The organism is Prauserella oleivorans (assembly GCF_042685745.1).
GTDB classification, from domain to species: domain Bacteria; phylum Actinomycetota; class Actinomycetes; order Mycobacteriales; family Pseudonocardiaceae; genus Prauserella_A; species Prauserella_A oleivorans.
The window spans coordinates 2862144-2875905 of record NZ_JBHUNT010000001.1 but is presented as its reverse complement, the minus strand read 5'-3'; the positions used below and the strand labels follow the sequence as shown (position 1 = coordinate 2875905).

General features: G+C 67.6%; 12 protein-coding genes, 1 tRNA gene and 2 pseudogenes. 10 read left to right on the top strand and 5 right to left on the bottom strand.

The features are described from left to right. Position 1: 1 nt before the first annotated feature. From ACFSZT_RS14145 to ACFSZT_RS14130, 4 genes and pseudogenes are all read left to right on the top strand, one after another. A complete protein-coding gene (locus ACFSZT_RS14145; RefSeq protein WP_377392202.1) occupies positions 2–2149 on the top strand; it encodes an acetate--CoA ligase family protein in 2148 nt (715 codons plus the stop codon). 2 nt (positions 2150–2151) lie between these two features. After that, a complete protein-coding gene (locus tag ACFSZT_RS14140; RefSeq protein WP_377392205.1) occupies positions 2152–2580 on the top strand; it encodes a hypothetical protein in 429 nt (142 codons plus the stop codon). A gap of 17 nt (positions 2581–2597) precedes the next feature. Then, on the top strand, positions 2598–2999 hold the full coding sequence (locus tag ACFSZT_RS14135) for a MaoC family dehydratase (protein ID WP_377392208.1): 402 nt from the start codon (positions 2598–2600) through the stop codon (positions 2997–2999). Positions 3000–3064: 65 nt separating this feature from the next. Further along, positions 3065–3392, top strand: a pseudogene (locus ACFSZT_RS14130) (IS481 family transposase); the annotation flags it as partial. Positions 3393–3440: 48 nt separating this feature from the next. Here the strand turns inward: ACFSZT_RS14130 and ACFSZT_RS14125 are convergent. Further along, positions 3441–3557, bottom strand: a pseudogene (locus tag ACFSZT_RS14125) (amidohydrolase family protein); the annotation flags it as partial. Positions 3558–4236: 679 nt separating this feature from the next. Continuing rightward, positions 4237–4977 (bottom strand): GntR family transcriptional regulator, encoded by a 741-nt coding sequence (locus ACFSZT_RS14120; protein WP_377392211.1) that lies wholly within the window; start codon positions 4975–4977, stop codon positions 4237–4239. A gap of 207 nt (positions 4978–5184) precedes the next feature. Here ACFSZT_RS14120 and ACFSZT_RS14115 point away from each other — a divergent pair, with 207 nt between their 5' ends. The 3 genes from ACFSZT_RS14115 to ACFSZT_RS14105 all read left to right on the top strand — a co-directional run bounded on the left by ACFSZT_RS14115 (position 5185) and on the right by ACFSZT_RS14105 (position 8810). After that, entirely contained in the window at positions 5185–6660 is a 1476-nt protein-coding gene (locus ACFSZT_RS14115) for a GntP family permease (RefSeq protein WP_377392214.1), read from the top strand. A gap of 65 nt (positions 6661–6725) precedes the next feature. Further along, a complete protein-coding gene (locus tag ACFSZT_RS14110) occupies positions 6726–7820 on the top strand; it encodes an isocitrate/isopropylmalate dehydrogenase family protein (protein WP_377392217.1) in 1095 nt (364 codons plus the stop codon). Positions 7821–7871: 51 nt separating this feature from the next. Further along, positions 7872–8810 carry a ketopantoate reductase family protein gene (locus ACFSZT_RS14105; protein WP_377392220.1) on the top strand — a complete coding sequence of 313 codons (939 nt, stop codon included), beginning with the start codon at positions 7872–7874 and terminating at the stop codon, positions 8808–8810. Between the two features lie 758 nt (positions 8811–9568). On the opposite strand, the gene ACFSZT_RS14100 is transcribed toward ACFSZT_RS14105, so the two are convergent. Next, positions 9569–9642: transfer RNA gene (locus ACFSZT_RS14100), tRNA-Ile, on the bottom strand. Positions 9643–9704: 62 nt separating this feature from the next. Between ACFSZT_RS14100 and ACFSZT_RS14095 the strand changes: the two genes are divergently transcribed. Next, positions 9705–9995: a SelT/SelW/SelH family protein gene (locus ACFSZT_RS14095; protein ID WP_377392222.1), complete on the top strand. Its 291-nt coding sequence runs from the start codon at positions 9705–9707 to the stop codon at positions 9993–9995. Positions 9996–10034: 39 nt separating this feature from the next. Here the strand turns inward: ACFSZT_RS14095 and ACFSZT_RS14090 are convergent, their stop codons facing one another. Next, entirely contained in the window at positions 10035–10871 is an 837-nt protein-coding gene (locus ACFSZT_RS14090; protein ID WP_377392332.1) for an HpcH/HpaI aldolase/citrate lyase family protein, read from the bottom strand. A 158-nt stretch (positions 10872–11029) separates the two neighbouring features. On the opposite strand from ACFSZT_RS14090, the gene ACFSZT_RS14085 reads away from it, so the two are divergent. Both ACFSZT_RS14085 and ACFSZT_RS14080 read left to right on the top strand, forming a co-directional pair. Further along, positions 11030–12145, top strand: coding sequence for a WD40/YVTN/BNR-like repeat-containing protein (locus ACFSZT_RS14085; protein ID WP_377392225.1), 1116 nt, complete (start codon positions 11030–11032; stop codon positions 12143–12145). Further along, a complete protein-coding gene (locus ACFSZT_RS14080) occupies positions 12142–12456 on the top strand; it encodes a MoaD/ThiS family protein (RefSeq protein ID WP_377392228.1) in 315 nt (104 codons plus the stop codon). The genes ACFSZT_RS14085 and ACFSZT_RS14080 overlap by 4 nt, the downstream gene beginning before the upstream one ends. Before the next feature lie 6 nt (positions 12457–12462). Here the strand turns inward: ACFSZT_RS14080 and ACFSZT_RS14075 are convergent, their stop codons facing one another. After that, a complete protein-coding gene (locus ACFSZT_RS14075; protein WP_377392231.1) occupies positions 12463–13731 on the bottom strand; it encodes a cytochrome P450 in 1269 nt (422 codons plus the stop codon). Positions 13732–13762 lie beyond the last annotated feature (31 nt).

Genomic DNA, 13762 nt, shown 5'->3' with positions numbered 1-13762 from the left:
CGTGGCATCGGAAAAGTTGCGGGCCTTGTACTCCCCCTCATCGAGCGCCGTCATCGGAGCGTCGGACAACCCGGACAAGATCGGTGGCCGCTCGATCGGATATCTGCGTGACTACGGTTACGCCGGGCAGGTCTATCCGGTCAATCCGCGCCGTGAGTTCGTCCAGGGACTGCCGTCGTACGACGCGGTTGGCAAGATCGACGACCCGATCGATCTTGCCCTCATTGCCACGCCGGCCGACCGAGTGCTCGAAGAACTGGACGCGTGCGGTCAGCAGGGGGTGCGGGTCTGCGTGGTGTTGAGCTCGGGGTTCGGCGAGCTCGGTGACGCGGGCAAGCAACTGGAACAACGCATCGTGGAGGTTGCCCACCGCTACTCGATGCGTGTGCTCGGGCCCAACTGTCAAGGGGTGGCCAACATCGCGACCGGCAGCATCGCCTCATTCTCCACCTGCTTCGCCACCCACCATGTGCGCGACGGCGCACTCGCGATCGTGAGCCAGAGCGGGGCGGTCGCCGGGATGCTCTCGGACATTCACAGTGCGCATCCCGAGGGGATCCGCTACTGGGTGGCCAGCGGCAACGAAGCTGACATCGGGCTGGGCGAGCTCATTCACGAGGCGCTGCGTGATCCGGCTGTCCGGGTCGTCGAGGCCTACTGCGAGCACCTCAAGAGGCCGGAGGAGCTCGCACAAGCCGCCGAATACGCGTCGCGATCGGGCAAGGCGATTCTGATGCTCAAGGCCGGCGTGACGCCTGCCGGCTCCGAGGCTGCGGGCTCGCACACGGGGGCGCTGGCCCAGGACGACGCGGTCGTCGACGCGTTCCTGCGCCATTGCGGAGTCGTCCGGGCAGACAGCCTGCGACAGATTTCGGACCTGGCGAAGGTATTCGCAGGGAGAAAGCGGGCACGCGGCAACGGCGTCGCGATCCTCACGAACTCCGGTGGACTCGGTGTCATGATGGCCGATCGGTGCCGGGCCGCAGGCCTGGAGATCCGCGCCTTGCGGCCAGCGACCAAGAACGCGCTCGATGCCCACCTGCCGGACTTCGCCGCCACCGACAACCCGGTCGACATCACAGCCGAGCTGCTGACCAACACCCGGCTGCTCAGCCAGACCCTCCCGGTGCTGGCCGGTGACCCCGGGGTCGACGTCGTCGTGGTCGCGCTGGGCATCATCGGCCGCGGGTACGACGTCGCGGCGATCGTCGACGACATCACCGCGGCCCATCATGACTCCGATGCCGTGGTCGTGGTGTGCTGGACGGGTGGCGACGAGGCGGCGGTCGAGGAGCTGTCGCGGCGAGGCGTGGCCACCTACACCGACGATGCCGCATGCGTGCATGCCATCGGACGCTTCGTCGAACACTGCCGACGGCAGTCGGCCCGCGGCCGGGGGCCGGCAGCCACGACCACCACGTTCGCGCCCCCGGCAGGTGGCTCGATCACCGAGTGGGCCCGCCACGCGAGCAGCACGGGGTTGCTGAGTGAATTCACGAGCAAGCGCGTGCTGCGCCGCTGGAACCTCCCCGTCGTTGCGGGGCGAGTGGTGCCGGATGCCGACGCTGCGGTGCGCACCGCACGTGAAATCGGTCATCCGGTTGTGGTCAAACTGTCGTCGGCGGAGGTCACGCACAAAACCGAGTTGGGGCTCGTGGTCACCAACCTGCGCACCGACGACGACGTACGCGCGGCCGCGGACACAGTGCTGGCGCGGGCCGAGAACGCCGGCATCGGTTCGGTGGACGGTCTGCTGGTCGAGCGGATGGCACTCGGGCACCTCGAGTTCGCGATCGGCGCGCGTTGGGACGACACGTTCGGACCGATCGTGCTGATCGGCGCCGGCGGCATCTACGTGGAGACGATGGCCGACTTCCAACTCGTGTTCCCGTCGTCGACCAGAGCACAGATCGAGGACGCCATCCGCTCGCTGACGATCTACCCGATGTTGGAGAACCATCGTGGCACCGGACCACTCGACCGAGACGCGCTCGTCGAGCTCGTGATGTCGTTCTCTCGAATGGTCGGGGCGGCAGGCGCCGACCTTGCCGAGGTCGACCTCAACCCGGTCTTCGTCGCTCCCGCGGGCCACGGAGTGAGCATCGCGGACGCCCTTGTCAGACTTCGCCCGCCGGAGGGAGCGCGTTGACCGTGTTCGAGCAGCCCAGGATCGCCCAGGAATTCGACGATGTCAGCTACGAGGCCCTGCACGAAGGGCAGACGTTCACCTCGACCTACGAGGTAAGTCGCGAACTGGTTCGCGTCTACAACGGACTCGTAGGGCAGCCCGATCCGCCGGAGCCGTCGCAGACCGCGCCTCCCTGGGTCTACTGCACTTTCCTTCCGCTTTACCGGGCGCTCGCCGGCCGCATGCAACAAGGATCCGTTCACACCCGGCAAAAGGTCGACCATGTCACTGCCACCCGCATCGGTGAAGTGCTCGACGTCGAAGTGCGGGTGACAGCCAAATTCGAACGAGACGGCAAGCGACATGTCGTCTTCGAGAGCCTGTTCTACGGCACCGGCCATGATCTTCGCTGTCGTGTCGAGACAGCACTGCTGTGGGGGTACTCGGCATGAGCGTGCGAAGGCACAAGGTGGCCGCGACCGTGTTTCGGCAACGGGACATGGATGAGTTCGGGATTGCCAGCGGGGGAACGGGACTGATTCACACCGAGCCGGAGTACGCGCGCAACACCGTGTTCGGCAGCACCGTGGTCCAAGGCATCTACCTGCTGGCGGTCATCGAGAAGCAGCTGTGCAGTCTTGCACCAGAATGGGCTGACAACGGCGACATCTCGGTGAAGTTCGTGGCGCCGGTGAAGTCGGGTGACGAGTTCCGGGTCGAGATCACCGCGGACGAGGATCAGCCGGGGACGTTCACCATCGAGGCACGTACCGGAGAGCGGGTCGCCGTCGTCGGCGTGGCCCGCACCCATAACACGCAAGTGTCCTCTTCTGTCTCGCAGAGCACGCGGCCACGCACAGAATCCGTGTAGGTCGAACGGGGACGATTCCCCCTCCGCTTGCTGGACACCTGCGGTGCGGGGGAACCTCAGCCACCCGCTCATCACGCCCACACACCAGTCCCACCCGCACGCCCGACGACGTCGAGCAGCGGGTGGTAGACCTACGCCACCGCGAACGCCGCGGACAGGACTGGATCGGCCCCGAGCGGAGTCCCACCCCGCACCGTGTCGCGGATCCTGCGCCGCCACGAGGTGCCCTACCTGGCCGAATGCGACCCGATCACCGGCGACGTCATCCGCGCCTCCCGCGCAACCGGCCTCCGCTACGAACGTGAGCGACCAGGCGAGCTGGCCCACACAGACGTCAAGAAGCCCGGCAAGATCCCCGACGGCGATGGCTGCCGGGCCCACGGCGCACCCAGGCGAATGGCCATTCGCCGTGCTGATTTGGTCGCCCGACAGGATCGGGTGGTCCAGCAGGGCAAGATCGGCAAGTTTGCCGGGGGCGATCGTGCCCGCTTCTTTCTCTGCGTGGTTGGCGTAGGCCGAGCCGGCCGTGTAGGCGTCGAGCGCAACGCGCAGGTCGATCCTGTGTCGCTTCGAGGGGCTCGGTCAGGACGCCGTCACCGACGGCGTGCGGATCCTCCGGAGGTCCGAGCCAGGTCGCTGCGGTGTATATGGCCCATAGTGGAACAGTGCTGACGCTGGTCGGCGGCCAGGCCGTGCACCGCGAGATCTGACCTGCTGCCGACTCGGCGATACCCACTGGGCCACCGACTTCCACTTCAACGCCACCGCCGAGTCCTTCATAAACTTCACCCGCTCCTGATCGCGTCGCGGGCGCACACGTCCTCCGCGGTCCAGTTCCAGGCCTTCTTCGTGGACTGAAGCGGTTCTTCCACGGACGTCCACCTGATCAATCTCGAGCGTGAAGTGACCACGCGAGGGCATATCCTCTTGCGGAACTCCGCTGGCCGTGGTCAAGTCGCTTACGTACCCGCCCGCGGACGCGGACTCGCGACATGGCTGGCGGGTCAGCGAAAACACCGTCGCGAAGCTACATCTGGCAGCAATCTTGGACCTACGTCGACGAATGCCGCGGCACCGATGTGCTTGTCGACACCTTCGTTGTCGCGGTGCGGACGGGCCCACTGATGCAGCGCTCGGGCTCTTTCAGCTCGACGTCGCCGTGCGCACCAACGTTAATGATGGCGGCCACGATCGACCAAGTGCGAGAAGCTTCAGAAGTGCCGCGGCGGTGTTTGTGCTACTCGATGAACGTGGTTCTGCTCGGGTTCATAGCCCGCAATATCGGCAGAAGGGTGGCCATCCCGCGGCGGCGGTGGTGTTCGAGCGCCTTCCGCGCCTCGTCGGCGTCCCGATCGAGGATTGCATCGACGATCCGGCGATGGTCTTCGTTCGATGACGTTGGCCAGGGCCGGAGCTTGGCCGTTAGCAGGCGCGCCCGATGAGCTTGTTCGGCGACCGTCGTCGCGGCATGCCACAGTCGACGGTTCCCGCAACCGCGCAGCAGCAGGTTGTGCAGCTCGTTGTCCTTTTCCGCCCAGAGCAACAAGTCCTCGTCACGCAGGGCGTCCTCGCATTGGATGCATGCGTCGACGAGCTGCTCGTCGAGCTCGTCCGGCCCTGGCTTTCTGCTTGCCAGGCGCGCAGCAGCTGAACCTTCGAGTGCCAGCAGCGTCTCGTAGACATCGCTCAGATCATCGGCGTCGACATCGGAGATCTGCACCCCGCTTCGCGGGGCGACCGATACCCATCCGTCCCCGGCCAGGCGTGCGACGGCCTGGTGTACTGGAGTGCGGCTCATGTCGAGACGACGTGCGAGTTGCGCCTCGGAGACGGTGATGCGCGGGGCCAAGGTGCCACGGATGATCGCGTCCTTGATGACCCGGTAGGCGCGATCTGAACTCGATTCGGCGTGGTCGGAGCTGAAGTGGGTTGCCCCGTCCAGTCTTCCTTCCGGCAGGGGACGCTCGGTCCTCGACATCGACTCACCACTCCTTCGTACGCACCACCCTAGGCGACGGCGTTCTCACGAACACACGTCGGGCTGGCACCCTGCCTACCTTCCTCAGGATTCCATGCTTGTTGGAACGCAAGTTGGTATGCCAGAATTCGTGGGCCTTGCAACGGAGCGATGGCGAGTTCCCTGACCCAAGGAGGGGTTCATGGACACGGAGAGAGGTGAGCGCCAGTGAGTCACGGCGCACAGCTCGTGCTGTACTCAGCACTGACGATTGTTGGCATCGTCGTGCTGATCATGCGCTTCAAGCTCGACCCGGTGATCGCCCTGTTCGTCGGTGCGGTGGTCCTGGGGATCGCCGGCGGTCTGTCGGTCGACGACGCGATTCAGTCAGCCTTGACCGGCTTCGGCGACCTGATGGCCGAGATCGGTCTGTTGATCGCATTCGGCGTCCTGCTCGGCGCGCTGCTGTCCTACATGGGGGCGATCGACAAGCTCGTCAATCTCCTCATGCGCACGTTCGGCCCGAAGTCAATGCCGTACTCCTTCGGTGTCACGATCGGCATCGTCCTGCCGGCCATCTTCGTCGACGTCATGCTGGTGATCGTCGCGCCGATCGCGCGCGCGGTGGCTCCGAAGATCGGCGCGCACGGGGTCGCGCGCATCGCCACGGCGATCGCGATCGGCCTCGAATGTGGGCTGACAATGATGATTCCGGGCGTCGCAGCGCTGGCCCTGTCCGGTCTGCTGAACGTCCCGCTGGGCACGATGCTGCTCTACGGCTCCGCTGTCGCCGCAGCGACCATCCTGACCTCGATCTGCATCATGAACCTGTTGTTCCGGGCCGGGTTCTGGAGCCCGGATAAGGACGAGCAGCCACACGTCGCAGTCGCCGGCAAAGTGCACGGCGGCCCTGTCGACAGCAGTGACGACGATGCCGGCGACGGCACCGGGACCCGTGGTCGCGCGAATCCTGACGACACGCCGAAGCCGGGCGCGTCGCCCGACGGGGCCGTGGGCCCCGCGCCAGTCCTGACCGCGACCGCTCCCGAACGTCCCCGCGAACCGCGCCTGGCGCTCGCACTGGCACCCCTGATCGGGGGGCTCTTGCTGGTGGCACTCGGTGCGGTCACGGAAGCCGTCGGTTGGGAGTATCCCGTCGTTGACCTGTTCTCCAATCCGACCGTCGCTCTCCTGCTCGGCCTGGTGTCTGCAGGGGCACTTGCCCGCCGCTACTTCGGGCGTGACGAGAGCCAGAAGGCCGTCGGAAGCGGGTTCCGCGATCTGGGGCAGATCCTGGTCCTGACTGGCGTCGGCGGCTGCCTGGCCCAGGTGGTCAAGGACATCGGCCTCGGCGAGGTGCTCCAGGACAGCTTCAGCGCACACACGACCGCGCCGCTGTTGCTGGTCTGGCTGATCGGCGCGGTCCTGCACATGGCGATCAGTTCGGTCACCACCTCCGCGATCACCGCGGCCGGCCTGCTGGCCCCGATCGCCGGATCGCTCGGCGTCGATCCGGTCCTCGTCGCACTGGCCGCCGGCACCGGCGCGATGTTCGCCATCCACGTCACCAGCAACACCTTCTGGCTGATGCAGTCCCTGCTCGGCCAGACCACCCGCGGAACGCTCAAGACCTGTTCGCTCGGCGTCTCGGTCGCCTCAGTCGTGGGCCTGGGCTACACCCTGCTGCTCAACCTCGCCCTCTGACCCGGCTCGTATCCCGCATCTGGGACCCCTCGTTCCGTCCACCTCCCGACGAAAGAGTGATTCTCGTGTCGAAGTCGTCCTACGACATTGCCCTGCTGCCCGGTGACGGAATCGGCCCCGAGGTCGTCGACGCGGCGGTGACCATTCTCGACGCCGCTGCCGCCGCGTACGGCTTCTCGCTCAGCTACACCAGCTACGACGCGGGCGCGACGCTCTACCAGAGCACCGGTGTGTCGATCTCGGCCGCGACGATGGAGGCCATCGGCTCCGCCGACGCAATCCTGCTCGGCGCCGCCGGTCTGCCGAGTGTCCGCAAGCCCGATGGCACCGAAATCGCCCCGCAGATCGACATCCGCGAGCACTACGGGTTGTTCGCCAGCCTGCGACCGGCCCGCCTGTTCCCCGGCGTGCCCACGCGCGTCCAGGCCGAGCACATCGACATGCTCGTAATCCGTGAGACCACCGAAGGGCTGTTCGCTGGTCGCCACGATCCGCTCGAGCCCAGCGACGACGCCGTCTCCGACCGCCTGACCATCACCCGTGCCACCTCGGAGCGGCTGTTCACCCTGGCCTTCGAGCAGGCGACTCTCCGCAAGGCCACCCAGGGCACACCCGGCCGGGTCACTCTTTTGGACAAGGCCAATGTCCTGCGCTCCAACGCGTTCCTGCGCAAGATCTTCGACGAGATCGCAGCAAAGTACCCCGACATCGCCAGTGACCACCTCTACATCGATGCCGGTTCGATGATGTTGGTGACCAACCCCGAGCGCTTCGACGTCGTCGTCTCCGAGAACGTCTTCGGCGACATCACCTCCGAGATCGCCGCCGGTGTCGTCGGCGGTCTTGGCGTTGCGCCGTCTGGCGACGTCAGCCTCGAACACGGTGTCTTCCAGCCTTGCCACGGCTCCGCCCCCGACATCGCCGGGCAGGGCAACGCCAATCCTGTGGCCACGATCCTGTCCGGCGCGATGCTGCTCGACTGGATCGCCGACCGTCACGACGACACCACCTGCCGGACCGCGGCCGCAGCGGTCCGCGACGCCGTCGCCTCCGTCCTCGCCCAGGGCCCCAAGACACCGGACCTCGGCGGCACCGCCTCGACCTCCGAGGTCACCCACGCGGTCGCCGAGGCGCTCAGCACCTCCCGCGTCCGCGCGTAACTCGGATACTCACCGCACGGAGAACACGAACTCACAAGAAGGGAACCAGACATGGCCAAGGTCGCCATCGTCGGTTGTGGCGCCATGGGCTCGGTCTACGCCGGCCTTATGCAGCGCGCCGGCCACGAGGTCCACGGCGTCTGCCTCTGGAACGACCACGTCGACGCCGTCAACGCCAACGGACTGCGTGTCACCGGAGCCAGTGGTGACCACACCGTCCGACTCGCCTCCATGAGCACAACCACCGATCACATCGGCATCTGTGATCTGGTCATCATCGCCACGAAGGCGTTCGACGTGGACACCGCCGCCGAAGCATGCCGCCCACTGGTCGACACCCACACAGTCGTCCAGTCGATCCAGAACGGGCTGGGCTCACCCGAGCGGGTCGCCTCAATCCTCGGCCCGCAGCGCCTGGCAATCGGGGTGGTCGGCGGGTTCGGAGCCTCCGTGCCGGAACCCGGCCTCGCGCACCACAACGGCATGGAGATGGTCCGGTTCGGCGCATTCGACAGCCTGCCGAAATTCGCACTGGAAGCCTCCGCCGAGGTGTGGATCAGCTCCGGGTTCACCGTGAAGCTGTTCGAGGACACCGACCAGATGGTCTGGGAGAAATTCATCATGAACGTCGCCTTCTCCGGCACAACCTGCGCGACCGAGCTCACCATCGGCCAGGTCATGAACGACCCATCCGCTTGGGCCGTAGCCGAGGCGTGCGCCCGCGAGGCCATCGCGGTCGCCAATGCCGCGGGCATCAAGCTCGACGTCGGCGACCCGATAGAGCACGTTCGCGCGCTCGGCTCCAAGATCCCCGACGCCAAACCGTCCATGCTGCTCGACTACCTTCTCAAGCGACGCGGCGAGGTTGACGCCATCGTCGGCCAGGTCGCCGTCCAGGGCGAGAAGTACGGCGTCGACACACCGGTCACCCGCACCGTCGCGAACCTCATCCGAGCCCGAGAAGCCGGCTACGTCGAGACGACGACCTGATCCCGCTGCTACACAGCATGGGCCACCGTGCCGAGACACCCGGCGAAGACCCTCCGGGCCGCGGCTGGGAGAGGTCTTCGCCAGCCGTGGTGCGGGCTGTTTGGGACGCTGGGCGACCTTCGCCGGATTCGACTCGAACCACTCCCATCGAACAGCGGCGTTGAGAACACGACGCCGCCATCGGTTTACAGACGTGCGGAACGCACTGCGCAGCACTGCAGTCGTGCTCACCCTCAGCCTTGTGCGTCTCGATGAACGGCGTGCCGTCGCGGCGTTTACGGCAGCGACGTAGGTCCGCGTAAAGGGTTTCAAGCTGGCGAGCGCCGATCTTGCTGACCGCGACACCACCCAGAACCGGCTTGATGACACGGTCGATGTAACCCAGATAGCCATAGCGCGAGCTCTGCTCGATGTCGGCGGTCCGCAACCACTCGTCGATGGCATAGTCGAAAGCGACCGTCGAGGCCGTCGACCATTGTTTCAATCCTTCGCGCGAAGCTGCGTGAGTACGTTCTCCGCCTTTCGCCAGGCCGCATCATCGGTGCCCTTGATCGTCTCTCGCAGGTATGACAGGCCGGTCACGGGATCGATCCCGGCATAGACCACGACACGGGGGCTGTCGCCGCGCTACTTGATGCGGCCGCGCCGCCGGCCTTCAGGGCGTGTTCGAGCCATCACCCAGGGCATTCGCTCCCAGGGCCGCAACCAATGATCAATTCTTTCCGGTTATTGACCGTTATCACAGCTGGTCAGAAAGGTGGGCCGGGCGGGGCTCGAACCCGCGGCCAAGGGATTATGAGTCCCCTGCTCTAACCAACTGAGCTACCGGCCCCTGTGCCGGATCGTGTCCGAGCCAGGTCGCTCGCATGGAGTCCAGCGCACGCACTATAGCCGGTGCGCGCCTGTCGTCCTGCATCCCGCCTGGAGATCGAGTACTGCACGCCATGCCGGTGGTTGCTCCGCGCCGGCTGGACCGCGCAGGAGCTGCTGACCACGTTCACCACGGAACTCGGCGAGGTCGCTCTCATTCCCGGCACCGGTGGTGTCTTCGACGTCCGGCTCGACGGCGAGACGGTGTGGTCACGCAAGATGCAGGACGGCTTCCCCGAGCTCGCCGAGCTGAAGCGACGTGTGCGCGACCGGATCGCCCCCGACCGCGACCTCGGGCACTCCGACCGGCGCTGACGCCGGCGCGCCCAGCCGCGAGCCGGCACACCGTGACGGTCAGCCGTCGGCCGGTTGCCCTACCCCCTCGCCGGCCCGGCTCAGGATCCGCTGCGCGCGCAGGATCACCGGGCGGTCCACCATCTGGCCCTCGTAGACGGCCACCGACTCCCCCGCGGCGGCAGCCAGCACACCGCGTGCCCAGCGCAGCTCGTCCTCGGACGGCGCCAGCGCGGCGTGTACGGGCGCGATCTGCCGCGGGTGCACACACAGCTTGCCGGTGAAGCCGAGCTCGAGTGCGTGTTCGGTGTCGCCGACCAGGCGCTGCTGGTCGTCCAGTGCCGCCGTCACGCCGTCGAGCGGCGCCGCGCAGCCCGCCGCGGCGGCCGCGAGCACCAGGCTCGATCGCGCCTGCAGCAGCGCCCGCTGCGAGTCGGGGTTGACGCCGAGCTGGGCGGCGAGGTCGATGCTGCCGAACGCCGGGCGCACGGTCACCGGCGCCGCGCAGATCTCGCGGGCTCCCAGCACGCCTTCCGCCGTCTCGATGAGCGGCACGATCCCGCTGCCGGAACCCAGGGCGGCGGCGGTCGCGGTGACCTCGCTCGCGGCCTCCGACTTGGGCAGCATCACGACGGTCACGAGACCGGTGAGCGCGGCGAGGTCGTCGTCGTGCCATTCGGTGTCCGCGCCGTTGACGCGCACCACCGCGGCGTTGCCGTCGGCGAGCCAGGCGCGAACGTGCTCGCGGGCTGCGTCCTTGTCGGCCGGAGAGACGGCGTCCTCGAGATCGAGCACCACCCCGTCGGCGCCTGCGGCCGCGGCCTTCGCGAACCGGTCCGGCCGGTGTCCCGGAACGAACAGCAGCGTTCGCGCCCTTGCGACCTCGTCCCACCGCATCACCGGCGTCCTCCTCACGTTCTCGCGCCGGAAGCACCGTACCCGGCTACCAGATCGGCGACGTCCTAGCCCTTTTGTTTCTTGCATGCCTGCTTGTTTTTCACAAGTGACTCTGGTTACATGGGGACCCGGGAGACGCGACGGGAGGGAGAGGCGACATGGCCGGCGTACGAGTTCTGGTCGGCACCAGAAAGGGTGCCTTCGTGCTGACGGCCGACGGCACGCGCCGCGACTGGGACGTACAGGGACCGCTGTTCGCGGGCTGGGAGATCTACCACGTCAAGGGGTCCGCACAGGACCCGGACCGGATCTTCGCCTCCCAGTCGGGCGGCTGGTTCGGGCAGCTGATCCAGCGTTCCGACGACGGCGGCGCCACCTGGAACCCGGTCGGCAACGAACTGCTCTACGAGGGCGAGACCGGCACCCACCAGTGGTACGACGGCACCCAGCGACCGTGGGAGTTCACCCGAGTCTGGCACCTGGAACCGTCGCCGAGCGACCCCGACACCGTCTACGCCGGCGTCGAGGACGCGGCGCTGTTCCGCTCGGTCGACGGTGGCCAGAGCTGGCAGGAGTTGCGTAACCTGCGCTGTCACGAGTCGGGCCCGTCGTGGCAGCCGGGCGCGGGCGGCATGTGCCTGCACACGATCGTCCAGGACCCGCGCGAGCCGAACCGCCTGCACGTCGCCATCTCCGCCGCGGGCGTGTTCCGCACCGAGGACGGCGGCAAATCGTGGCAGCCCGCCAACCGCGGCCTGCAGTCGGAGGGCATCCCGGACCCGGACGCCGAGGTCGGCCACTGCGTGCACAACCTCGCCCTGCATCCGCAGCGGCCCGACACGCTGTACATGCAGAAGCACTGGGACGTCATGCGCAGCGACGACGGCGGACACACCTGGTACGACATCGGCGGCGACCTGCCCACCGACTTCGGCTTCCCCATCGACGTCCACGCCCACGAGCCGGACACCGTGTACGTGGTGCCGATCACGAGCGACACCCAGCACTTCCCGCCCGACGGCCGGCTCCGCGTGTACCGCAGCCGCACCGGTGGACACGAGTGGGAACCCCTGACCCAGGGGCTGCCGCAGACGCACTGTTACGTCAACGTCCTGCGCGACGCGATGGCCGTCGACTCCCTCGACGAGTGCGGCGTCTACTTCGGCACCACGGGCGGCCAGGTGTACGCCTCGGCCGACGCCGGAGACCACTGGACGCCGATCGTGCGCGACCTGCCGCCCGTCCTGTCCGTGGAGGTGCAGACGCTGCCATGACGGCCACGATCCGCGTCGTCCTACCGACCCACCTACGCAACCTCGCGCGGCTCGACGGTGAGGTCGTCCTGGATGTCGACAGCGCCGATGGCTCAGCGACGGTCGGTGAGGTGCTCGACGCGCTGGAGGCCCGCTACCCGGTGCTGCGCGGCACGATCCGGCACCACGGCACCCTGCGGCGTCGCGCGTTCGTCCGGTACTTCGCGTGCGAGCAGGACCTCTCGCACGATCCGCCCGACACCCCGTTGCCCGCGCCGGTGGCCAGCGGCGCCGAGCCGTTACTGGTCATCGGTGCGATGGCGGTCGGCTGAGCCGGCTCACTTCAGCAGGACGGGCAGCTTCTCGACGCCGTAGACGATGGAGGCCTGGCGGAAGTCGAGCTCGTCGGGGCTCGTGTCGAGCCGCATGCGCGGGAACCTGCGCACCAGCGCCGGGTAGGCCGCCCGCAGCTCCATGCGCGCGAGCTCGGCGCCGACGCAGCGGTGGGCGCCGTAGCCGAACGCGAGGTGAGAGGCGGGGTCACGCGTGCCGTCGAAGCTCTCCATGCCCGAGCCGAGCACCGGGTCGCGGTTGGCGCCGCTCAGCGACACCACCACCATGTCGCCCTTGCCGATGGTCACGCCCGCGACCTCGACGTCCTCTCGGGCGAAGCGCGGGAACGCCACCTGCACGACGGTGAGATAGCGCAGTGCCTCCTCGACGAAGGCGTGCGCCGCGTCGTCGTCATCGTGCACCCGGCGCAGCACGTCCGGATCCCGCAGCAGCACCAGGGCACCGAGCGAGAGCATGCTGGCGGTGGTCTCGAACCCGCCGGTCAGCACCCCGTCGGCGAGCCCGGCGAGTTCCCGGTCGTCGATCTCGTCGCCGTGCTCCTTGATGATCTGGCCGAGCAGCCCGTCGCCGGGGTACTTCCGCTGGTCCTGGACAACCCCGAGCAGGTAGTCGAGCGACTCCGAGATAGCACCGAGCGACGCACCCGCACCACCGAAGAGGTCGAATCGCGCCACGGCGAGGTGCTGGAACGCCTCGCGATCCTCGTAGGGAACCCCGAGCAGCTCGCAGATCACGAGCGACGGGATCGGCAGCGCGAACTCCTCGACCAGGTCGACCGGGCCGTCCACCTTGTCCATCGCGTCGAGCCGTTCGGCGACGATCGCCTCGATGCCGGGCTTGAGCCGGGCCAGGCGCCGCATCGTGAACTCCGGCGTCAGAAGCCGGCGCAGCCGCGTGTGGACGGGCGGATCGGCGAACCCGAGCCCGCCGGGGTTGTCCTCCACCTCAGCGCCCAGTTTGTTCATCAGGTTGCCGAAGTCGTTGCTGAACGACGCGCCGTCGCCGAGCACCGCCTTGGCCTCGTCGTAGCCGCTGACCAGCCAGACGTTGAGACCGAAGGGCACCGGCAGCTTCGACACGGGTGCCTGCTCGCGCGCGGTGGCGAGGTCGGGCACCGGGTCCAGGCCAGTGCGCTTCAACGGCATGAGCGCGGAGTCGGGCAAGACCTTCGCCAGGTCGAAGCCCTTCTTCTGAGCGCGCGCGAGATAACGGCGCGTCACCCAGGAGACGATGCGCGATCGGAGATTCCCCACACCCCGACGGTACCAACACGAGCGGCGGCGA

Coding starts and splice junctions, on each gene's coding strand:
- ACFSZT_RS14085 (WP_377392225.1), top strand. CDS start 11,030: ATGGCCGGCGTACGAGTTCTGGTCGGCACCAGAAAGGGTGCCTTCGTG.
- ACFSZT_RS14105 (WP_377392220.1), top strand. CDS start 7,872: ATGGCCAAGGTCGCCATCGTCGGTTGTGGCGCCATGGGCTCGGTCTAC.
- ACFSZT_RS14120 (WP_377392211.1), bottom strand. CDS start 4,977: ATGTCGAGGACCGAGCGTCCCCTGCCGGAAGGAAGACTGGACGGGGCA.
- ACFSZT_RS14090 (WP_377392332.1), bottom strand. CDS start 10,871: ATGCGGTGGGACGAGGTCGCAAGGGCGCGAACGCTGCTGTTCGTTCCG.
- ACFSZT_RS14080 (WP_377392228.1), top strand. CDS start 12,142: ATGACGGCCACGATCCGCGTCGTCCTACCGACCCACCTACGCAACCTC.